We start from the raw sequence: 21616 nt of genomic DNA, 5'->3' as shown, positions 1-21616 counted from the left end.
GCACGCGAACCCCGATGATGCACGCCACGCTGGTCACCGCTCCCCCGGTGCAGGCAAGCCCCCCCACATCAGGAGGCAGTCGTGATGGGACAGTCGCATCCCGCGTTCCGCTTCTCCCAGACCCTCGGCAGAGGCATTCGCCGATGGGTCACCGCCGCCGCGGCTCTGACGCTGACCGGCGGTCTGCTCACCATCAGCCCCCAGACATCCGCCGCGGGCCTGACCCAAGTCACCGGGTTCGGCACCAACCCCGGCAACCTGTCGATGTACACCTACGCCCCCGACGCACTGCCCGCCGGCGCCCCGATGGTCGTCGCCCTGCACGGCTGCACACAGAGCGCGAACGACTACTACACGCACTCCGGCTGGCCCAAGTTCGCCGACGCCTACCGTTTCACCCTGGTCCTCCCCCAGACGAGCAGCGCCAACAACGCCAGCTCCTGCTTCAACTGGTTCCAGCCGGGCGACAACGGACGCGGTCAGGGCGAGGCACTGTCGATCAAGCAGATGGTGGACAAGGCCGTCGCGCTGTACGGCGGCGACACGCGGCGCGTCTACATCACCGGCCTGTCCGCGGGCGGGGCCGTCGACTCCGGCTTGCCCGCCCGCTGCGCGAGCAGCGTGGCCACGGCCTACACCTGTATGTACATCCCGCCGGACAAGAGCCCTGCCCAGTGGGGGGAGTTGGTGCGTTCCACCGCTCCGGCCGGCACGAGCTCCTGGCCGCGTGTGGCGATCTGGCAGGGCACCGCCGACACCACCGTGAGGCCCGCCAACGCCACGGAGCTGCGCGACCAGTGGACGAACGTGTGGGGCATCGGCCAGACGCCCTCCCGTACGGAGAACCTCGGCGGGGGCACCGCGCTGAGCGCGTACGACGACGCCTCCGGCCGCTCCGCCGTCGAGGTCTACACCGTCTCCGGCATGGGGCACGGGCTGGCGGTCGACCCGGGCAGCGGCGCCGAACAGTGCGGCAGCGCAGGCACCTACTACCTCGACACCATCTGCTCCGGCTACCACACCGCCCGCTTCCGGGGGCTCGCGGCAACGAGGACACCGGCGCCCCGCAGCGCCCACCCGGCTGACGGTCACCGGGACCACGGACACCACTGTCTCCCTGAGCTGAGCTGGAAGGCCGTCGAAGGCGCGGCCGCGTACGCCGTCCATCGCGGCGGCACGCAGGCTACGGCGGCCGGGTTCACTCCCATGTGCCACACGAATCCCTTGCCGAGAACGCGGACACCGGCCAGTCCACCCCCGCCCCGACGAGCCCTTGGCGATCCACGTGGCCGCGCCACCGCACGGTCGTGGACGGTGCCCGCCCCGGCAGACGGCAGCTCCGGCTCGAACACCGTCAACGCCGACTGCTCGCACAACGGTGCCGGGGCCGGTCCGGAGGGCGCAAGATGTCAAGATGGGGGCATGACTATCAAGGTATTCTTCGACATCACGATCGACGACGTTCCCGCCGGCCGGATCAACATGAACCTGTTCGACGACGTCGCCCCCAAGACCGTGGAGAATTTCCGCGCCCTGGCGACCGGCGAGAAGGGCTTCGGCTACAAGGGCTCGTCCTTCCACCGCGTCATCCCGGAGTTCATGCTCCAGGGCGGTGACTTCACCCGCGGCGACGGCACCGGCGGCAAGAGCATCTACGGCGAGAAGTTCGCCGACGAGAACTTCACACTCAAGCACACCAAGCCCGGCCAGCTCTCCATGGCCAACGCCGGCCCGAACACCAATGGCTCGCAGTTCTTCATCACCACGATCGTGACGTCGTGGCTTGACGGCAAGCACGTCGTGTTCGGTGAGGTCGCCGACGAGAGCAGCATGGAGCTCGTGCGGAAGATCGAGGGCTACGGCTCGCGGTCCGGCCGTACCTCCGCCACCATCACCATCGCCGACTGCGGCACTCTCTGACCCCAAGCCGCCTGTGTGGGCGGGTAGTCAGGGTGAGGTGAGCGGAACACAGCGCGTCGCCGTCCAGGCTCCGTGCCAGGGCCCGGGGTCCCCACTGCGAGCGCAGTGGTAGGGCTTGAGCTTCTCCGACCAGCTCTCGCCCCCCCGGGGGGCGTTGCGGGTCAGGGGCCGGGCGGCGACGGCGCGTACGGGCTGTGTGCTGCAGGTTCGCACATCGGCGTGTGACCAGGCGTTTGCGTTGGCCGGTCGAGCGAGCCCGCGGCCTGTCCTTCTTCATGTGCCTCGGACGGTGGAGTCCACTGCGTCCTCAGCGCACCCGGGAGGGGTACGGGACGACCGCAGGTGGCCGTGGAGAGCCGCGAAGGCCGAGAACGTGAAGGGGAGGGTCACGGCCGCGGTGGCCAGCATGCCGACGAGGACGGGCGCGAGGATGCCGGCGTAGTACGCGGCGAAGAAGTTGCCCGTGGCCTGTTCGAGAAGAGCGCGTACGAGGGGGCGCAGCGGCAGAGCGAGCTGTGTCACCAGCCAAACCATCCCGGCGGTGAGCGCGGCCAGCGGCAGCGCGAGGGCGAGGATGCGGGCGAATCCGGAGCGCGTCCAGGTCAGCGACCAGGAACGGCGCAGGGCCGCGCGAGGGCCGAGGCCGGCGGCTGCCGACGCCGGCGGGCCAAGCACGGTTCTCCCGGCGGGTCACGGCCCTGGCTGCCAGAAGTGAGTCCTGCCCTTGCCCGGCTTCGATGTGTCGGCTGCGCCGGCCACGCTTGCGACCGCCGGTGCCTCGCGTACCGGTCGGGCCGGGTGCGACCGGCAGCCCTCGTCACGACATGCGCACCAGTCACGCGCGCGGTACAACCTCCGTGCGCCCCATACGCTCCCCGCCGCCCCTTCACGCCCCAGGGCATCAGGAACCGTAAGCCGGCACACGCCTTCCTATAGGCATGTTCCTGAGGCGGCGGACGCCGTTCGTCATCGTGCTCTGGGCGAACCTGCGGCGGCAGGCCGGCCCGCTGGTCGCGTTCGTGATGGCCGGCGTGCTCGTGGCCGTGGTCTGGGACGGGCTGTACGCCCGGGGCATGTGGGGAGACACCGGCTGGGTCTACATCGGTGAAATGTGCGGACTGGCGGCGCGAACCGTCGGAGTGGGCTTCGCGGTGCTGCTCGCCGGGTGGCAGGGCGGGGCGGAGGCACGCGATGAGGCCGATTGGGTCGTGACGACATCGGCCCGAGGCGGAGTGACCTACCAGTTGATGGGTCTGGCCTCAGGAGTCGTGTGGCCGCTGGCCGGCTATGTGCTGGCCATGACCGTCATGGTGGTGTCGCCCTACCCGCAGGAGCCGGTGGGCCGTGCGCCACTCGACATGATGGCGGTCGACGCGGTGATGCTCACAGCCTTCTCCTGTGTGGCCTACCTGGTGGGCCGGACCGTACCGCTGCGAGGAGTATTCGTTCTGCTCGCTGCGGCCGCCGTGGTGCTGTCCGTCTCCCCATGGAGCAAGCCGCTGTTGGGTCCCCTCACCGATCTCCGGTTCACCTACCGCGGGGACCCGGTCCCAGGAGGAGCCGAGCTCGGGGCGCCGCCCGGTCCGGCCGTCTGGCTGCCCTGGTGCCAAGCCGCCTTGCTCGCCGCGGTGGCGGCGACCGCCGTCCTGTTGTGCGCCCGCCGGTGGAGGGCATCGGGTGCCCTGATCGTCATGTTGACGGCGGCCCTCCCGCTCCTGGCCCTCACTCCCCAGGTCCATGCCTCAGGATCGGTGCTCAACACGAGAGAACTGCGCTGCAGGGGACACGATCCCGCTGTCTGCGTCTCGTCCGCGTACGAGCCACGACGACAGCGTCTGGAACACGTCGCCGTACGCCTGTCCCGACGGATGGAGGGTGCCGGCCCCACCCACTACCTCCTGACCGAGGACAGTGCGCGCACGTGCCGGGACAGCGACGGGGCCGACCACGCGTGGACGGTCGGCGTCTCGGCTCGATGGGAAATCAGTCTGCAAGACCTCGCCGGTTGCCTCACCGCATTCTCCTCCCAGGAGCCCGCGTCGGCCGAGGCCCGCGCACTGTATCGATGGCTCACGCAGGAAACGTCCTCGCACGGCTCCCCGGCCCACGCGCCGTCCACCGCCGACCGGTTGGCCCGTCTCGCCGCCCCGGATCGCGCGAAATGGATCGGCCGGTATCTGACAGCCGTCGAACACGGCAACCGCCCGCCCCGCATCCCTGACCCCGACGGAGAAAGAGCGCGATGATGCCCCTTCCCCAGCCACCACCGTGGCTGCGAGCCGTGCCCGGACTGCGCTGGCCTTGGCTGCTCGCCGTCACCGGGGTCTGCTCGGCGGCCGCCTGGCTCGCCGCGACAGCCGGCGAGGAGGACTCCCTCCCTTTCCTGCTGCTGCTCGCACCGCTGCTGCCTCTCATCTGGGTGGCGGCCAGCTACGGAGGCAGAGCCGATCCTTTCGCACCCGTGATCCGCAGCACTCCGGCCGGCGGACTGCGTCTGCTGATGCTGCGCACAGGTGTCGTACTCGCCATCTGCCTTCCCCTGCTCCTTGTCGCCGCGGTGACGGGCGTCGGCGTGTCGCCATGGGCGGCCGCCTGGCTGGTGCCCAGCCTGACGCTGACGCTCGTCACGCTGATCCTCGGTTCCTACATCGGCTGCACGCTCGGCGCGGTCGTGACAGGCGGCACATGGCTGCTGGTGATCGCCGCCATCGCCCGCCTCTCCATGCGCCAGGACGGCAAAGTCAGCTCCCACGGGACCGTCCTGCTCAATGTGCTCAAGAACCTGCTGGACGGCGGCGCCCAGTTCGTCTGGGGAGTCGCGTCCGGCGTGCTGGGTGCCCTTCTCGTCCTTCGGCGGCACTCCTTCAACGATCTGAGGTCCTGGTGATCAGCGCCACCCGATTGACCGTTCGACACCGCCGCACCACCGCTGTGGACAGCCTCGATCTGGACCTGGGGCACGGTGTCCACGCCCTGCTCGGCCCCAACGGAGCCGGTAAGAGCTCCCTGTTGCGCGTCCTGGCCACGGCCGCGGCAGCGGTGGAAGGAGAACTGAAGCTGCTGGGGCGCGATCCGCGGCGTCCCGCCGAACGCCTGGAGATCCGCCGCCGACTCGGCTACCTACCACAGACATTCGGCATGTTCCGAGGCTTCACGGTACGGGAGTGCGTCAGCTATGCCGCCTGGCTGAAGGACATGCCGAACCGTGGTGCCCTCGACGCGGTGGAACGCGCCGTGGACCAAGTCGGCCTGACCACACGGCTGGACGCGAAGTACCGCACCCTCTCCGGCGGAATGCGGCGCCGCGTCGGCATCGCCCAAGCCCTGGTGAACAACCCTCAGCTGCTTCTGCTCGACGAACCCACCACCGGCCTCGACCCGGCCGAGCGGGACCGCTTCCACGCCCTGCTCCGGCAGTTGAGCGCCACCACGACCGTGGTCCTGGCCACCCACCTCATGGAGGACGTGCACGCCTGCTGCGACAGCGCGCTCGTCCTCTGTACGTCCCGCAAGGTCTTCCTCGGATCCCCGCAGGATTTGGAAGAGGCGGGCGGCTACGCCGGAGTCGTCGCAGGCAGCGCCCGTGCAGGCCATGCGCATTGACGGAGACAGCCGTCGACGACGACCCCGAGGGCGACGAGAGCACGGCCGGACGGCAAAGGGGGCCTGAGGTTCCCTCACCTCTCCGTGACAAAGCCCACCGCACCCCATCCATGGTCATCATGGGGCAAAAAGCCCGCTCGGCGATGTGTGCACACCAGCCAGGCATTAGCTTTTCGACTTCTTCATCGCTCTCTGACCATCTGACCAAGGGTCGAATGCACACCATGCACATACCACCGCCCGTTCCGGGGGAACGAGGCACTTTGCGCGTGCTCAGACGCCTGCCCCGCACCACTGTCTTGCTCACCCTCTCCCTGACTCTGCCGAGTGGGGCGGTCCTGACGACGCCCCGGCCGGCCGTCGCGGCGACACCCGCCGTGGACGGGCCGGCCGGGAAGCTCTCCGCTCCCGACGTGCCGTCCGCCCTCGCCGAGGCGAAACGTTCCGGCAAGCGGGTGAAGGCGCTGTCCGAGCGCACCGAGACATCCACCACCTGGGTCAACCAGGACAGCTCCCTGACGACCGAACTCACCGCCGGCCCCGTACGGTTCGACCGGAACGGCAGCTGGGTCACCGTCGACACCGATCGGGCCACACCGACTGCAAGGCCCAGTCCTGGGCGGTCTGGTCGGCCGACAAGGCCTCGGTCTCGAGCCGCTGGACGTCCCAGCCCACCCTGCACACCCAGCACGCGACGTCTACCGAGACCAAGGGCAATCCGAAGTGCGGCCCGGGCGGCTGGGATCAACGCCGATGTGACCTCACTCGTACAGACGTGGGCGTCCTCCAAGGCGCCGCAGTCCAGCATGGGCCTGCGGGCCGCCGACGAGTCCGTCGTCGGGCAGTGGAAGCGGGTCAACTCCGCCAACGCCACCAGCAATCCGCCCAAGCTGACGGTCACCTACAACTTCCGTCCGCGGTCGGGCAACAACCGCCAGGCCGGCCCGCCCTTCACTCAGGACGCCTCGGCCACCTGGCAGGTCAACACCACGACGCCGACGCTGCGGGACACGTTCTCCGACAAGGACGGCGACCGCGTCACCGGCACCTTCGAGATCGTCGATGCTGCGACCGGCAAGCGGGTGGGAGACTACCTCGTCTCGCCGCGAGTCGACTCCGGACGCGCGGCGGCCGTGACCGTCCCGGACGGCACACTCAAGGACGGTGCGACCTACCGGTTCCGCACCAGCCCCTATGACGGCACGCACTACAATCTCGCCTGGTCCGACTGGGCCACCTTCACGGTCGGCACCGGGCGCCGTCCCGGCGGTCTGCCGGACATGCCGCAGGCACTGGAGTCCGGAGCCACGCAGTCCCTCACCCCCCTGCTGTCCGGGCTGGTGTCCAGCCCCGAACAGGGCCGCGTACGAGCGGAGTTCGTCCTGCGCGACGCCGACGGAAAGCAGTTCCCCGGGGTGAGCGTCCCTCAGGCCTGGGTGGACAGCGGCCAGCGCGCTGCGGCACGCGTCCCCGATGGCGTACTGCGCGCGGGCACGACGTACCTCTGGGCGATCCGTGCCTGCACCGACCGGGGCTGCTCGGCCTGGTCCTACGAGCAGGAGTTCACCGCTACCGACGCAGGCGACCCGAAGGCACCCGACACCACGTCCGTCACCCTCACCGGCCCCTCCCTCGATGACGCCACGGTGCCGGTCGGCACCGAGGCCTGTGGGGACGGTGGCTGCCCCGCCGTCACCGATGGCCGGCTGACGCTGGGCGGTGGCACCGACGGTGAGCGGGCCGCCTGGCTCAAGCCGGACCTCGGCAAGGTGCCGGAAGGCGCCAGGGTGACCCGGGCCCGGCTCGTGCTGACTCCGGCCGAATGCGGCACCGGCACCTGCGCGCAGCGGCCGGTCGAGATGTACCAGCTGCACGAACCCTGGGCCACCCCGCGCACCGGAACCGGCCTGCTGGACGTGCTGGACGACGCCCCGTTCACCGAGACCGCGCTCGCCGACACCCAGGACCTCGCGACACTGGTGCAGTCCTGGATCGACGAACAGGCGGGCGAGGGGGTCGCGGTGCGGCTCCCCGCCACCGACACCGCGTCGACCGTCGCCTATCACTCAAGCCGCAGCACGGACCCGGCGAAGCGGCCGCGGCTCGTCATCACCTACGTGGCACCGACCGCGCCCGGAGCCCCGCAGGAACTGCGCGTGACCGCCGGTGACGGCGGGCTCCTGGCGACCTGGAACCCGCCGCTGGACCTCGGTTCGTCGACGGACGGCGCGGAGTACACCGTCGTCGTCACGAAGCCCGACGGCGGCGAGGCCGCCAGGGCCACCACCCGCGACGCGCACCTCGTCGTGGACGGGCTGAAGAACGGCACCGCCCATCGGGTGACCGTGACGGCGCGTACCCCGCACGGCACCGGTCCCGGCACGGCGTCGGAAGCACTCACCCCCGTGGCCGTTCCGGATGGCGTGGCCGCCTACCGGGAGATCGTGCAGCAGTACGTCGATGCCCGTAGCGCCATCCTCGGCGGCAAGCATCCGACCGCCGCGGCGGCCCTCGCCGGGAGCTCGCGCGGGGCCGCGTTCCAGGACCTGCTCGGCGCCCAGGCCGCGGATCTCGCGGAGGCCAGGGACGTACTGGCCCGGCGCGGTCAGCACTACACCGAGATGACGACGAAGTTGTCCGACGTCCTGGTCGGTGTCGACGACAACGGCACGGTGTTCCTGCGATCGGTCCTCGAGGACTCGGCCGTACTGACGGGCGGTAACCCGGCGGACCCCGGCGACTCGGGCGGTGAACCGGAGGAAGGACAGCGGGAGCAGCGCTTCACCTTCAGCACCAACAGTGGCGCCCCGATCCTCCACGTCGAGGCGGACGCCCCTGCGGTGGAAACCGTGCTCTCGGCGTCGGCCTCGGCCGCCAACGGCCTGGAGACCACCGACGACTCGCTGGGTCCCATCAGCGAGGTGCCCGACGAGCCGATCGCGCTCGACGCGGACGGCCTGCCGGCCGAGGAAGCCGCTCCGGCCGCACAGCAGTCGGCACTGCGCGTCAAGCGCACCGCCGCACAGGTGTCCGGCTCCGGAACGGTCAAGTGGGCCTCCCGGAATGTCAACACCCGCTGGGAATACGGCCAGGACTGCACCAACTTCGTGTCGAAGGCGCTGTACCACGGTGGCAGGATGAAGACCCGCCACGGCGGGCGCAAGCACGACCGCGCCTGGTGGCAGCAGTACTGCCTCTTCGGCAAGATCAAGAACAAGAGCTACACGTGGGCCGCCGCCGAGAACTTCCGCCGGCACATGATCCGCTACCGCGGGGCCAAGTACGTCACGGCCCACTCCGCCAAGCCGGGAGATCTCGTGCTGTTCAAGTGGAAGCGGGAACGAGGCTACAACCACGTGGCCATCGTCGAGCGCAAGCGGCACGGGCTCCAGCTGATCCAGCACGGCAGCTCCAACAGGACCAGCCTCGCGGCTGCCATCCTGCGGTACCGCGGCAAGCCCAACTACATCGAGCGGGTCACCATCCTCCGCCCGAAGGCGAGGTCCTGACCATGGCACGCAAGACAAGGCCCACCCGCTTCGCCCTGGCCGCCGTCGTCGCGGGGGGACTGCTGACGGGCTGCACCTCGGACGACGGGTCCCTGACCTATCAGACGGACTACAGCAATCACCGGCCCCTGAAGGTCGTCGGCTACCCCTCCATGGGAAGCCTTGAGACGGTGCAGAAGGCCGTGTGGCGGCTCGCCGACGGTGACACCGACGGGCTGGCCGCGCTCGCCGTCGACGACACGCACGCCGATGCCACGGCCCGCAACTGGGTGAAGGCCTTCGGCGCCGCCGCCAAGGCAGACGTGACGGCGGACTTCTACGACGAGGGTTCCGTGCGGCAGGTCGTGGTCCTCTACTTCGCCAAGAGCGGCCAGATCAAGGAGATCGAGGCCCGCATCGACGAGGACGACTCCTGGGGACTCACCCTCGCCGAGCCCGACCCGGCCGAGGCCACGGCCAAACCCACTTGGGCCCCGCCGAAGCCGGGCAGCTCCGGCTCCCGCACCTCCGGCGCCCCGTCCGGGAGCTAGCGGACACCTGCCCCGCAGCGCCCCTCGAGGACCGCACCCCGAACAAACGGGGTGCGGTCCTCCGTATCTCACGGACAGGCCGGAAGCCATGTGCCGGTTGTGTTCCGATCCGGGCGCGGCTCACCTCTCGTGCCGAGCCCGACAGTTCGGGCCTGCTCCCCCGCACGCACCCTCCGATACGGCGGGGAGTCCGCAGGCTGGAGCCTGTTGAACGGTGGACGTGCTCGACGGACAGCAGCACCTCGTGGGTGTCGAGCGATCACAATGCGGCCGGTCCGGCCTGATCTGCGGCGCGCAGGGCCCGCGCCAACCACTCCAGCTCCTCGGTCGCGTCGGGCGACGACTCCTGCCCGCGCACACGGGCGACGAGTCTGCGGTAGCGCTCAGCCTCTGCCTCGATGCCGGCCTCGAGGCTGCGCAGCACGGCAACCCGATCGGCGTCACCGAGCAGCTCGGACAGCACCTCGGCCGCAGCCGGTCCCTCGGGAGCGACCCCGCGCTTTCTGACCTCCGCGACGGTCCGCACGACCTGCCTGGCCCACCAGAGGGACGCCCCGGGGGGACGGCCCTGCCCCGGTACGGGCGTGTTGAGCTCCATCCAAGTGCGCAACCGGGCGCGAAAGCCGGCGTCCCGCACCAGTTCGGCCAGTTCGATCCAGGCGTCGACCTGCTCGGGTGTGGGATCGTCGGGCAGTTCGACGCTGAAGGTGCGTAGGCGGTCGCGCAGGTGCGGGTCGACGTCGAGACCGCCGAACACCTCCTCCTTGAACTCGTCGATGATCTGCTCGCGTTCGGCGGCGGAAAGCCGCGCCAACCGGTTCATCAGTGCTGTCTCCTCAGCGGTCGAACCCCGTCTCGCCACGGTGTACAGGACGGCCCGGCTCACCTTGAGTGAGCGGATCTGCGCGTCAAGCGCGGCCACATGAGCGTCGGCGACCTCGGCGACCGTGGTGCGGCCGCTCAGGACGCGGCACACGTCGTCGAGCCCGAGGCCCAGCTCCCGCAGGGTGCGGACCAGTTCGACGCGGGCCACGGACTCGGCGTCGTACAGCCGGTAGCCGCCGGCGGAGCGGGTCACAGGCGGCACGGCCCCCTCGTCCGACCAGAAGCGCAGGGTACGCACCGGAAGTCCGGTGCGGTGCGCGAGCTGGCCGATGGTGAGCACGTCGGGGCGTTCGTCGTCCATGGGCGAGATCCTGGACCCTCCAGCCGCTGGAGACTCAAGCGCCTCAGTGCGACATCCCGTGAGTTCTTCAGAGCACCGCCGCCGGCCCCGGACGTACTCGGGGCCGCGGCTCCCCTCGGTAGCGAGTCGCCGACTGAAAGAGGACGCTGGATGAAGGGGGCAACGTGATGGAGCGACATCTCATGCCTCGAACCAGCACAGACCACCCAGACCATAAGCGGCACACGCCCTTTCTGTCCCGCCCCGGTGTCCGCCGCCTCATACCGTTCGTTCTGATCACCGCGATCGCGCTGGTCTTCATCTTCGAGAACCGCGCGAGTACCGAGATCCGCCTTCTCATCCCCAAGGTGACCATGCCGCTATGGGGTGCCCTTCTGATCGCCTGGGGCCTCGGCATGCTCGCCTGCGCCTTGAGTGTGCGCCGGCGCCGGGACCGGCATACGAAACGACGGGGTGGGTGATCCCCTGCGCCCCTCGCCCCCCAACCGTGCCGACACAGCCCCGGCCTGCACTGATACCTCGGGACAACTCATCGAGAGCGGCCGGTCAGGCACACCGAGGTGCGCGGCCCACCCCACAGGACGTGATTGGTAGTAGCCCGACCCCCAGCCAGGATCGTCGGCGTGGGGCTGGCCGGCGTGGCCATGATCGCGATCAACGCCTTCGTGATCTGGGCCCGCCTCCGGATCGGAGACACCCGTGAAAGATCTCAAGTTCCAGCAAAACCGCACGCTGTCACGCCTTGAAGCGGCTGACCAGCTCACCGCACTCGCAGCCGCGCTCAGAAAGGGCGGTGAAACCGAACTGGAACTCAGCCCCGGAACGCTGAGCCTGCGTATTCCCGACGACCTTCACAGCGAGATGGAGGTCGAGATCGGCGAAGGGGAGATCGAGCTGGAGATCGAGCTCACGTGGCCGACCGCACCGACCCGGACACCACCGTCACGGAAGGCCACGGACACAGAGAAGGCCACACCGCGAAAGAGCGCGCCGTCCAAGACAAGACGCAGCACTACAGGCACCAGCAAGACCAAGAACACCAAGCAGCCCGCGAAGAAGACGCCCTGAGCCGCATCCGGTACCGCAGGCCACCCACCATGACATGGCGTTGCGTAAGATGCTCCAAATGAAGTCGAGTATTACGCCCTATCCTGGCGAGACCGTCATACGACGGGCTGTCGCCCGGGACGCCAAGCGGCTTACGCGACTCGTGCGCGGCTCGCGTGCCTACGAGGGCCACTACGCGGCAATGGTCGCGGACTACCGCGTCGGGTCCGACTACATCGAAACGCATCGGGTCTTCGCGGCCGTCGACACCGGTGATTCCGCGGGCCGGGTGCTCGGTTTCTACTCGCTGGTCCTCGAGCCGCCAGAGCTGGACCTGCTTTTCGTCGAGGACGGGACGCAGGGCCGCGGTGTCGGGCGGTTGCTCGTCGAGCACATGAAGTCCGAGGCGCGCGCGGCAGGGCTGGACCGTGTCCGCGTGGTGTCGCATCCCCCGGCCGAGGGTTTTTACCGCAGCGTGGGCGCGCTGCCTACCGGGACCGCTCGCGCGAACCCGCCCGCGGTGGCCTGGGACCGGCCCGAGCTGGAGTTCTTGATCCCGTAACCGCTGACCCGCGTGTCCGGGAAGGCGGGGCTCAGCCGCCGCGACGCACCCGGGCCGCCTTGCGGGCCTCCGCGAGCTTGCGGGCTTCGCTGCTCTTGCGGGACGACTTGCCACCGGAGCCGCTCTTCGCGTCCTTGACGCTGCCCAGGCCACGGAACGGGGCGTTGTGGTTCTTGGGGCGCGATGCGGCCGACGCGCCGTCGAGAGGCTCTCCGGAGGGGGCCTTGGCGCCGGTGATCCGGCTCAGCTCCGCCTCGCCGGATCGCACTTTGGTGACCTTGGGAGCGACGTCGGCGGCCGCCATGACCTGGCTCGTCTCGCGGCGCTGTCCCGACAGGGCGAGGGTCACGACGGTGCCGGAGCGGCCGGCCCGAGCCGTGCGGCCCGCGCGGTGCAGATAGTCCTTCGGGTCGGTGGCCGGGTCGACGTTGACCACGAGGTCGAGGTCGTCGACGTGCAGGCCGCGCGCGGCGACGTTCGTCGCCACCAGCGCGGTGACCTGCCCGTTCTTGAACTGGGCCAGGGTCCGGGTGCGCTGTGGCTGGGGCTTCCCGCTGTGCAGGGCGGCGGCGGCCACGCCGCTGGCCCGCAGATGCCGCGTGAGCTGGTCGACGCCGTGCTTGGTGTCCAGGAACAGCAGGACGCGGCCGTCCCGGGCGGCGATCTCCGTGGTCACGGCGTACCGGTCCGGGCCGTGCACGACGAAGACGTGGTGCTCGATCGCGGATACCGCGCTGGACGAGGGGTCCACGGAGTGGACGGCGGGGTCGCGCAGGTAGCGCTGCACCAGCTGGTCGACGTCGCGGTCGAGGGTGGCGGAGAAGAGCATCCTCTGCCCGTCCGAACGCACCTGGTCCAGGATCTCGGTGACCTGCGGCAGGAACCCCATGTCACACATCTGGTCGGCCTCGTCCAGGACCGCGATGCGCACCCGTCCCAGTCGGCAGCCCTTGCGCTCGATGAGGTCGTGCAGCCGGCCGGGCGTGGCGACGACGATCTCGGCGCCGTCCCGCAGCACGGCGGTCTGCCGTCCGATGGACACTCCACCCACAACGGTCGCGAGCCGCAGCCGCAGCGCCTCGGCGTACGGGGTGAGCGCCTCACCGACCTGCTGCGCCAGCTCCCTGGTGGGCACCAGAACGAGCGCCAGCGGCTCCTTCGGCTGCGCGCGCTGCCCTGCCGTCCGAACGAGCATCCCCAGGCCGAAGGCGAGCGTCTTGCCGGATCCTGTGCGGCCACGGCCCAGGACGTCCCGTCCCGCGAGGGCGTTCGGCAGCGCCGCCGCCTGGATGGGAGAGGGCACCGTCACGCCGTGCTCGTCGAGGGCCCGCAGCACCTCGGCCGGCAGTCCCAGCTGTGCGAAGGACGCCGCCGTGGGCAGCTTCGACGTGGCGCCCGACACCTCGGACACATCGTCCTGCCGCCGGGCATCGCCACGCGTTGATTCGCTCACTGAAAGCCTTCCTCCGAAGAAACCGTACCGAGGAAGGCGCGGCGGGGATGCGGTCACCAGCCAGGGACACCGAACGGAGCACCGAACCGGCGACGCTGCAAACAGTCAAAGCTAGCACGGGGCACACCGCGGGCTCCCCACGGCTATGCCGCTCAGTACGCGCGACTGCGTCGGGCCGGAAGCGAGACCGCCCTGCTCGTCGGTTCCTGGACCCATACCTCCGCACTGCAGCAGGGCTGGCCCGAGGTCTTCGCCGAGAGCCTCGCCTGGCTCCGCGCGCATCTGTGCGGCGACCCTCCGGCCTGCGTTCCACCCGTGTGCGCGTGCACGTCGGCGGCGAGGGCGCCTGGCGGGACCTCGACGACTGACGGCCGATGCTTCCCCGTGACGGATGAGGCGGGAACACATTCGACAACGCCTCCGGCAAACACGTGATGAACAAGTGAGATCACCTCCCCTGTCCCGGCTCATGACAAGCCATCCTGCGTTGTTCACTTGAAAGGGTCAAAAGTGCCGTGCGGATGAAATCGGGCGCATAGGCGGACACCAGCCGGAAAGAAATTCGGCATGACCGAACCCTTACCGGTCGGCTCGCTTCCGAGCTCCGGTCGTCCGTTCTCCGCCCCGGTTGTCTTCACTGCCGACTTCACCTCCACCACCCAATGGGTCGCGGGCCGCTCGTGGGCCTATCCCGGCGGGGGCCCGGTCAATCCGCGCGATGACAAACTGGATTACTTGGTGACCGACGCCGAGTACAGCCGGTCGGGCGTCTTCCGGGCCAGGCGACGACAGGACGGACGCTGGAACACCGGACTGCTCACCACCGAGGGAAGCCAGGAAGGATTCACCGTCCGCCCCGGGGACGTACTGGAAGCCCGAGTACGGCTACCGAGCGAGATCGGCGCTTGGCCTGCGATCTGGACCTGGCGGGACGGTGACCAGGAAATCGACATCTTCGAGTACCACCCGGACAACCCGGACCTGCTCGAATTTACCAACCACGTACGCGGCACGAACCGTTACCACCACGACGAGGCAGTCCGACCGAACGCACGGGTGGACCTGCGCACCGTGTTCGGCACCCGCTCGGTGGAATGGTGGCTGAACGGCAGGCGGGTCTTCGCGGACGGACGAGGCGTGGGCCGGGGCTGGTACGCCTACCTCATTGTCAACCTCTCGGTATGCGCCGGGCGTTACCACCCCGCGCCTCAGCCGGAAACGACAGAGATGTCGTACGAGGTAAGCATCCTCGTCGTACGGCGTCCCACCACGACCGGCGCCCCTCCCGGTGCGACGTCGGCGGCCGACCATCACCCACCGACCGCCGCCTCGGGGACTGACGCAGCATCATCATGAACCAACTTCGGACCGGTCAAGTGCCTGATACCACTCACACCGCACTCGTGAGTGATCCATCGCGTCCGCGACGGCGGCTCAACCAGCCCTGGCATCGCCCGGTCTGCCGCAGTCCGCCAGGACCTCGGCGGCCCGGCTCCGGTATGCACGGAAACGGCGCAGGTACGACCGTGCCATAGGGCCCGGCGGGACCCCTCGGGCGAAGGCTCGCATGTTGCGTTCGCCCGCGTTGTAGCCCAAGGCGAGGAGTTCGTCGCGGGTGTAGCGGCGCACGTGCCGTTTGGGAAGGCTGCGGTCGAGGTCGTTGAGGTGCAAGGCCGCCGCGTGGACGGCGAAAGCGGGATCGTCGCGAAGGTCTTGCCACCGCTCCGACAGGCCGTGCGTTCGCCGGACTTCCTCGAACGTCGCGCGGTGCATGTTGGCCACTCCGAAGGACGCACCGGGCTTCCACCACTGCCACAGCCGCTCCAGCAGCGGATGGTGCGGCTTGTACGCCTCATTGTGGAGCACGGTCATCACGAGCAGGGGCGACACTCCGGCCTCCCGGGCGCTGCACGCCACCTGCGCGGCGTAGTCGGCCGGGTCGTAACCGCCGGGCCGCAACGGTGGCGTCCGAACACCACCGGGGTCCACCGGTTGCGACCGTTGCTTCGACGCCGCCACAGACCGCTCGGGCATCCCCACTCACCTCTCCCCTGCCGCCTGCCCCCGCCTGAACGGCAGGACATCCACCATCCCGGGGTGCGCGTGCCCGCGCGGACCGGCATCAATCCAGCGCACCGGACCGCCGATCCGCATCCTCCAGCCCGACGCGCGCCGGCCCGACATGGTCCCGGCGCCAGGCCCTCCCTCGGTGCTACTGCGTCCCGGAGGGCGCTGCCGGTCATCCGCCTCTGAGGACCGCTACGGTTTCGCGGAGCCGGGCTGGGTGGTCGGGATCCGTTGGGTGAAGAACATCGCGAGGAGGCTGGCCAGAGCGAGGATCGCGAGTGCGGCGCGCAGGCCGTCGAGCCTCGCCTCCTCATTCGCGTCGAGCGCGGCCCGGGTGACCTCCTCGCTCGTGCCCGCCGCGTCGAGGGCGTCCTTGAGTTGGGCGTCCGACAGGAAGGGCGCCCCGCTTTGGAGCTCGACGGTCGCCTGGCTCTTGACGTCGGCCGGGATCGCCTCGTTCTGCTCGACGCTGGTCAGGAACGAAGCCGTCAGCGCGGCGATGAGGATCGACCCGGCGAGTGCCGTACCGATCGAGGCACCGAGGTTGGTGACCGCATTCTGGATGCCGCCGACCTCCGCGCTCTGCTTGTCGGGCACCGCGGACACCGTGACGGACCCGAGCTGGGAGGCCAGCGCGCCCATACCGAGCCCGATCAGCAGGAGCGGGATGGTGACGACTTCCGCACCGGCGTCTGCGTCGAGCGCGGCCATCAGGACCACCGCACCCGCGAGCAGCGCAAGGATCCCGAGCCGGACGACGCGCCGCGGTGAGACATCCGGAAAACGACGCGGGATCAGGATTGCCGCGGCGAGCAGTGTCAGCGAGAGCGGCAGGATGCGTGCCCCGGTCGTGAGCGCGGACAGGCCGAGTGCGACCGAGAGGTAGAGCGGTACGACGAAGAACACGCCCATCTGCACGAGGTACTGGAAGAAGAACATGGTCAGGCCGCCGGTGAGCTGCCTGTTCCGTAGGAGCGCCGGGTCCACGAGGGGCTCCTTGCGCTGCTCCACCAGGCGGGCCTCCCAGCGCAGGAAGAGCCAGATCAGCAGCAGACCCGCCAGCATCAGCCACACGACCAGGGAAATACCGAGCCAGGAGGGTGCGTCGGGCTTCGGCTTGAACCAGCCCCATTCGTCCGAGCGGAGTACGCCGTAGACGAAGATCCCGATCCCGAGGGCGGAGAGCGCCGCGCCGACGAGATCGACGGGGTGGCGTTGGCCGGTCGGGGCGTCGGTGATGCGGCGGGCAAGCACCAGGATGCCGAGCACGATCACGACTTCGCCGGCGAAGACCCAGCGCCAGGAGAAGTACGTCGTTGCGACACCCCCGATGATCGGCCCGACCGCGATCGCCACGGCTCCTGCGGCCGCGACGAGTCCGTAGGCGGCGGGGCGGCGATCCGCGGTGAAGTTGCCGGCGACGAGCGCCACGATCGCGGGCAGGATGAGCGCCGCCCCGACGCCTTCGAAGAACGACCAGCCGATCAGGAGAACGGGCAGGTTCGGGGCGAGCGCCGTCGTCATGGATCCGCAGCCGTAGATGACGCAGCCGATCAGGAACGCGCGCTTGCGGCCGATGATCACGCCGACCTTGCCGCCGGGGATCATGAACATCGCCATCACGAGGGTGTAGGCCGTGATCGCACCCTGGATGCCGGTCACCGTCGTGCCGATGTCGTCAGCCACCGTCGCGATCGAGACGTTCATGACGGAACTGTCGAGCGCCATCAGGAACTGCCCGGCCGCGAGTGTCAACAGGACGAGGCCTGCCGTTGCCGAACTCCCCGTGCCGGTTTTGGATGTCATGGGCGCATCGTCCCAGCGCTCCCGGCGGCGGTTCCTCGGCCCGCCTCGGAGATCAACCGGTTGGCGGACGTTTTCGCACCGGCTTCACCGAACTGCTCTTTCGAGGCGGCTCGCCGTGCCGACGTACATCTTGATGAGGTCGGTCATGAGGTCGCGGGTGTCGGCAGGGCTGAGCGCCTGGGCCTGGAGGTGCTCGTACAGCATGCTGTACTGCTGTACGTCGGATGGCTTCTCCAGGTAGAGATCGCTGGTGAACCGTTCCATGAACACCACCCCTGCGGCGGTGCTGTCGGCGAACTGAGGATGGAGAACTGTCCGGACAGGCCCGGATGAGCGCCCGCCGTGTGAGGGAGGACCTGCACCGTGATGTGCGGCTCGGCCCCGAGTGCGTTCAGGTGCTCCAGTTGTTCACGCATGACGTCCGGGCCGCCGACGACACGGCGCAGTGCCGATTCGTCCAGGACGGCCCACAGACGCAGCGGGCAGGCCAGGTCGTAGATCCGGTGCTGCCGGCGCAACCGCACCCTGAAGCGCACGGCAGCCTACTGGGTCGTGAGCCGAGGGATCGTTTCGCCCATGACGGCCTGGGCGTAGGCGGGAGTCTGCAGCAGCCCGGGAACCGCGATCGGCTCGTAGGTGGAGGGAGGCGGCGTCCGTCTCCAAGGCGATATAGACGCTCTGAGGGACGTCGCCGTAGGCGTCCCACCAGCCCTGCTGTCCCGATTCCCTGGCCAACTGCATCAGAGAGTCGATGACCTGCTGGTCCGTCACTCCGTAGAGGCCGCACAGATCGCGCACGTCACGAGGGCTGATGGCACGGCGGCCGTTCTCCATGTGACTGATCTTGGGCTGGGACACCATGAGCCGCTTGGCCACTTCCGTGCTCTTCAGCCCACTGGCCTGGCGCAGCCGACGGAGCTCGGCTTCCAGACGGCGTCTCCTGCCAGTGGGGTTGATGTTCGCCGCCACGAGCGGTGCACCTCCGGCTCCAAGTCATCGCTGGCCCGAAGATTGCCATGGAACAAGAGTTGTTGATCACGTGCCATGCTGCGTGTCCGCCGGACAGCCAAAACGGACTGTGTCTTTGTAATTAGCCTCGTGGCCAGGCTGCTGGTGCTGTGACCGCACAGGTTCACCGGCATGGCGTGGCAGCGCGCCAAGGTCGGCGATCCATTCCCGGACCTCCCGCCCGCGGACGAGCCGACGGCGGGTCAGTTCCTCGTCGAGCCGCCGTCGGCGGCGGTGACGCCCCGCGCTCATCCGCGTCAGGGTGCCAGGCAGGGATCCCCACTCGGTCGGGTGAAGGCGGCCGCATCGCGGAACCTCAGCGGCCCGTCGCACGCAGTGCCCTGCATGAGGCCGGTCACCGAAACACCTGTGGCGATGAGACCCGGCCCGACCCGACCCGGACCGGGCGCTGGTGGCCGAGCGCCGCCATCGGGGAGGGCCGGGACCTGTCCTCGACGAGGCGCATCCTGGCCCACCGCCTACCGTCTGCTGCCTGCCAGACGGCCCGGCCTCACTTCAGGTGTCGGTCGAAGAACCGGCACCCGTCCTCCAGCTCGAACCACCAAGGGTCGCCGCGGCCCGCCAACAGGATTTCGCGGGGCTTGGGCGCGGCGACTGCGGCATCCGTTTTGCCCTCTGACGGACGCGCGTTGACCGCGGGCATCATCTGTAGGCACCGCCTGCACAGCCCTCCCCCAGGAAGCTGGCCCACCGCAGGAAGGTCCCGACATGAAGGCATTCCAGGCTGCTGCGGGGGCTGCTGAGCCCGTTCGGAGTTAGCCCTGGAGCTGCCCGGCGGCCGGCATCGTCACGCCGGAGAGACCGGAGAAGCCGTCTCCACCGTCCTCACGCCGCGCGGCGGGCGCTCAGCAGTGTTCGTACGGTGGCCGCGAGGGGCGGTGACGCCGGGCCGTCCAGCAGTCGGGGGCCACGTGCGAGGACCGCGTCCGCGGTGAGCAGCTCGATATCAACAATGGCTCCCAGCAGCGCGCGGCCAGGGGGCGTCGCCAGGGCCGCCACCTCTCTCGCCGAGTGCAGTGCCGTGCGCGCCGTCTGCACTTCCCGGCTCACCAGGCCCGCCAAGCCCGGCGGTTCGTGACCGGCCCGGAGGTCCTCCACGGTTACCGAGAAACGCTCCATTGTCTCCGCGGGGATGCCCGGCCGTCCTTCCCGCAGGTCCTCGGCGAGATCGTTGACGAAGTCGAGCCGCTGGCTGCCCTCGATGAGGGTCCGGCACGCCGAGCGGTACCGGTCGTGGCCGGTCTCCGGCGCGAACAGGGTGCCGACCAGCATGAAGGCGGGCAGCGAATACGCGTCCAGGTAGGCCTGATAGTCGGCTTCGGTGGCGAGTCCGGCGAATTCGAGCTCGGCCTCGGCCGTGAGCAGATACTCCTCCACCGCCTCGCGGAGCCGCGGATACCGCTGCGTCGTGGCGAGCAACGCGAGAATCAGCGGGTCGTCGCCGCGCCCGGTCTCCAGTGCCTTGCGCACCCGCTGTTCCCAGTCCCCCCACTCCGAGGCCCGCTGCGCCTTCGGGCCGGTGTCGAGGAGGTTGTCCCCGTGATCCATGAACGCGGTGGCGGCCAGCGCGTGGGGCTGCAGCGCGGCCGGCAGCAGGACGCGAGCCGCGATGTGGGAGGAGCGGCGATGCCGTCGTACCGCTTTCCTCTGGGCGCCGTACGCGCTGCGCAGCTCAGGCTCACGGATCCCCGCGGCGTCCAGACACCGACTCCATGCCGTCATGGGCCGATCATAGGCAGCGCGTCGGCCCGGGTGTCGAAGTCCGGCCCCGCCTCGAAGGTTCCCACGAGGCGAGGAGCTCTCGGGGGACACCCCGCGCGAGCCCTCGCTCCCGTCAGGCGAGGCCACTGCCGAACTCGTCAGCTCGACAGTTCCATCAGGCGTTGCATCACTCGCTGTTCCTTCTCGGCGGCCTCATGAACGATCTTTGACGCGCTGTGGAGTGATTCTCGGGACGACGAGGCTCCCGCCTCGTTCAGAAGTCCGGCCACCTCGGTCCACTTCTTCGACAGCTCGCGGTACGCGTCCGAGGTCTCCTGGAATTCGCCGATACCGGTGAGGTCGGCGGTCTCCGCCAGGAACTCCGCCCACATCTTGCGGAACAGGCCCCCGCCGGTTCCCGCATCCTCCATGATCGTGCAGATCTCGGGAAGGCTGTCCGCGGGCGACTCGAGGTCGTCGAGCCACTTCGGCATCAGGTCGGCGACTTTGTGCATGCCCTTGTAACCGAAGTTGGAAATCGGCGGATTGAGAAAGTTCTCCGCCGCCGTCTTGATTCCTTTGCGGGCTGCTTTCCCCAGGTCGGGAAGGCCGCCCTTCGGGAGGTCGAGGGTGAAGGCGCGGTTACGCGAACTCATCGGCCCCCGGGCGTTTCGCGCGGTCGCGAGGGACTCGCCGGAGGCCCATTGCAGGCCCAGCGGCTGAGTCTCGACCAGAGCGAAACGGTCGTCGTCGTACCCGACGCAGGCGACATAGTGGGCCGCGAACCGGAAGTCGTCGGTGGAGTAGTCGAGGAAGTAGCGGTCGAGCTTGAGTCCGACAACGGTTCCGGAATCAAGCTCGGCCAGCAGATGATCCCTCGCCCGCTTCTCCGATGACGTCTCGTGAACGGACAGCCGCAAGTTCAGCGCATTCGCGAGATTGTCCGACAGCGTGTCGGGCTTGATACGGCCACCGATGAACGGCGTCGGCATCTGCTTCGTCCGCCAGTAGATGAACGACAGGCCACCGGCGAGCCCGAAGATGAGCGGCTCCGACAAGTCGACTTCTCGCTGCCGCAACAGATTCACGAGTGTGGTCGACTCGCAGTGTTTACCGACGTACGGATCTGCTTCTAAAAGCGACACCTGTTCACGTCTCCCTTCCATCGCGTAGAGCGTAGCGCAACCTTCTGAAGTTCGATTG

17 protein-coding genes and 3 pseudogenes are annotated in these 21616 nt (G+C 69.3%); 12 read left to right on the top strand and 8 right to left on the bottom strand.

All coding sequences use genetic code 11. The features are described 5' to 3' along the window. Nucleotides 1–84 precede the first annotated feature (84 nt). Nucleotides 85–786 (top strand): annotated as a pseudogene (locus G3I77_RS28095) (PHB depolymerase family esterase); the annotation flags it as partial. A gap of 636 nt (nucleotides 787–1422) precedes the next feature. After that, entirely contained in the window at nucleotides 1423–1920 is a 498-nt protein-coding gene (locus G3I77_RS28090; protein ID WP_248508140.1) for a peptidylprolyl isomerase, read from the top strand. A 273-nt stretch (nucleotides 1921–2193) separates the two neighbouring features. Here the strand turns inward: G3I77_RS28090 and G3I77_RS28085 are convergent, their stop codons facing one another. After that, the gene (locus G3I77_RS28085; protein WP_248508095.1) at nucleotides 2194–2595 is read right to left on the bottom strand and encodes a hypothetical protein; all 402 of its coding nucleotides are present in this window, start codon (nucleotides 2593–2595) and stop codon (nucleotides 2194–2196) included. A 263-nt stretch (nucleotides 2596–2858) separates the two neighbouring features. Between G3I77_RS28085 and G3I77_RS28080 the strand changes: the two genes are divergently transcribed. The 5 genes from G3I77_RS28080 to G3I77_RS28060 all read left to right on the top strand — a co-directional run bounded on the left by G3I77_RS28080 (nucleotide 2859) and on the right by G3I77_RS28060 (nucleotide 9562). Beyond that, entirely contained in the window at nucleotides 2859–4166 is a 1308-nt protein-coding gene (locus tag G3I77_RS28080) for a hypothetical protein (protein ID WP_248508094.1), read from the top strand. Further along, nucleotides 4163–4807: a hypothetical protein gene (locus tag G3I77_RS28075; protein WP_248508093.1), complete on the top strand. Its 645-nt coding sequence runs from the start codon at nucleotides 4163–4165 to the stop codon at nucleotides 4805–4807. The genes G3I77_RS28080 and G3I77_RS28075 overlap by 4 nt, the downstream gene beginning before the upstream one ends. A gap of 14 nt (nucleotides 4808–4821) precedes the next feature. Further along, entirely contained in the window at nucleotides 4822–5523 is a 702-nt protein-coding gene (locus G3I77_RS28070; protein WP_248508092.1) for an ATP-binding cassette domain-containing protein, read from the top strand. Nucleotides 5524–6278: 755 nt separating this feature from the next. Then, nucleotides 6279–9032 carry a DNRLRE domain-containing protein gene (locus tag G3I77_RS28065; RefSeq protein ID WP_248508091.1) on the top strand — a complete coding sequence of 918 codons (2754 nt, stop codon included), beginning with the start codon at nucleotides 6279–6281 and terminating at the stop codon, nucleotides 9030–9032. A 2-nt stretch (nucleotides 9033–9034) separates the two neighbouring features. Then, a complete protein-coding gene (locus tag G3I77_RS28060; RefSeq protein ID WP_248508090.1) occupies nucleotides 9035–9562 on the top strand; it encodes a hypothetical protein in 528 nt (175 codons plus the stop codon). Between the two features lie 259 nt (nucleotides 9563–9821). Here G3I77_RS28060 and G3I77_RS28055 read toward each other — a convergent pair whose 3' ends face one another. Next, nucleotides 9822–10748, bottom strand: coding sequence for a MerR family transcriptional regulator (locus G3I77_RS28055; RefSeq protein WP_248508089.1), 927 nt, complete (start codon nucleotides 10746–10748; stop codon nucleotides 9822–9824). Nucleotides 10749–10915: 167 nt separating this feature from the next. Between G3I77_RS28055 and G3I77_RS28050 the strand changes: the two genes are divergently transcribed. From G3I77_RS28050 to G3I77_RS28040, 3 genes are all read left to right on the top strand, one after another. After that, on the top strand, nucleotides 10916–11209 hold the full coding sequence (locus G3I77_RS28050) for a hypothetical protein (protein WP_374387014.1): 294 nt from the start codon (nucleotides 10916–10918) through the stop codon (nucleotides 11207–11209). Nucleotides 11210–11447: 238 nt separating this feature from the next. Then, nucleotides 11448–11816, top strand: a complete 369-nt coding sequence (locus G3I77_RS28045; RefSeq protein ID WP_248508088.1) for an amphi-Trp domain-containing protein — start codon at nucleotides 11448–11450, stop codon at nucleotides 11814–11816. 58 nt (nucleotides 11817–11874) lie between these two features. Beyond that, nucleotides 11875–12357, top strand: a complete 483-nt coding sequence (locus G3I77_RS28040; RefSeq protein ID WP_248508087.1) for a GNAT family N-acetyltransferase — start codon at nucleotides 11875–11877, stop codon at nucleotides 12355–12357. 31 nt (nucleotides 12358–12388) lie between these two features. Here the strand turns inward: G3I77_RS28040 and G3I77_RS28035 are convergent, their stop codons facing one another. After that, nucleotides 12389–13810 (bottom strand): DEAD/DEAH box helicase, encoded by a 1422-nt coding sequence (locus G3I77_RS28035; RefSeq protein ID WP_374387010.1) that lies wholly within the window; start codon nucleotides 13808–13810, stop codon nucleotides 12389–12391. Between the two features lie 153 nt (nucleotides 13811–13963). On the opposite strand from G3I77_RS28035, the pseudogene G3I77_RS28030 reads away from it, so the two are divergent. After that, a pseudogene (locus G3I77_RS28030) lies at nucleotides 13964–14172 on the top strand (peptidase S15); the annotation flags it as partial. 205 nt (nucleotides 14173–14377) lie between these two features. Further along, the gene (locus tag G3I77_RS28025; RefSeq protein WP_248508086.1) at nucleotides 14378–15166 is read left to right on the top strand and encodes a family 16 glycosylhydrolase; all 789 of its coding nucleotides are present in this window, start codon (nucleotides 14378–14380) and stop codon (nucleotides 15164–15166) included. A gap of 78 nt (nucleotides 15167–15244) precedes the next feature. On the opposite strand, the gene G3I77_RS28020 is transcribed toward G3I77_RS28025, so the two are convergent. The 5 genes and pseudogenes from G3I77_RS28020 to G3I77_RS27995 form a co-directional block, all read right to left on the bottom strand. Further along, nucleotides 15245–15844 (bottom strand): lytic transglycosylase domain-containing protein, encoded by a 600-nt coding sequence (locus G3I77_RS28020; RefSeq protein WP_248508085.1) that lies wholly within the window; start codon nucleotides 15842–15844, stop codon nucleotides 15245–15247. Nucleotides 15845–16069: 225 nt separating this feature from the next. Further along, nucleotides 16070–17683: an MFS transporter gene (locus G3I77_RS28015; protein WP_248508084.1), complete on the bottom strand. Its 1614-nt coding sequence runs from the start codon at nucleotides 17681–17683 to the stop codon at nucleotides 16070–16072. A gap of 84 nt (nucleotides 17684–17767) precedes the next feature. Then, nucleotides 17768–18652: pseudogene (locus tag G3I77_RS41280) on the bottom strand (helix-turn-helix domain-containing protein). 885 nt (nucleotides 18653–19537) lie between these two features. Next, complete coding sequence (locus tag G3I77_RS28000) at nucleotides 19538–20434, bottom strand: squalene/phytoene synthase family protein (protein ID WP_248508083.1); 897 nt, start codon at nucleotides 20432–20434, stop codon at nucleotides 19538–19540. A 137-nt stretch (nucleotides 20435–20571) separates the two neighbouring features. Further along, nucleotides 20572–21579 (bottom strand): BtrH N-terminal domain-containing protein, encoded by a 1008-nt coding sequence (locus G3I77_RS27995; RefSeq protein WP_248508082.1) that lies wholly within the window; start codon nucleotides 21577–21579, stop codon nucleotides 20572–20574. Nucleotides 21580–21616: the final 37 nt, after the last annotated feature.

It is taken from the genome of Streptomyces sp. D2-8 (assembly GCF_023184515.1).
In the GTDB taxonomy this organism is placed as follows: domain Bacteria; phylum Actinomycetota; class Actinomycetes; order Streptomycetales; family Streptomycetaceae; genus Streptomyces.
The sequence above is the reverse complement of the archived record's forward strand: the minus strand, read 5'-3'. Positions and strand labels throughout refer to the sequence as shown.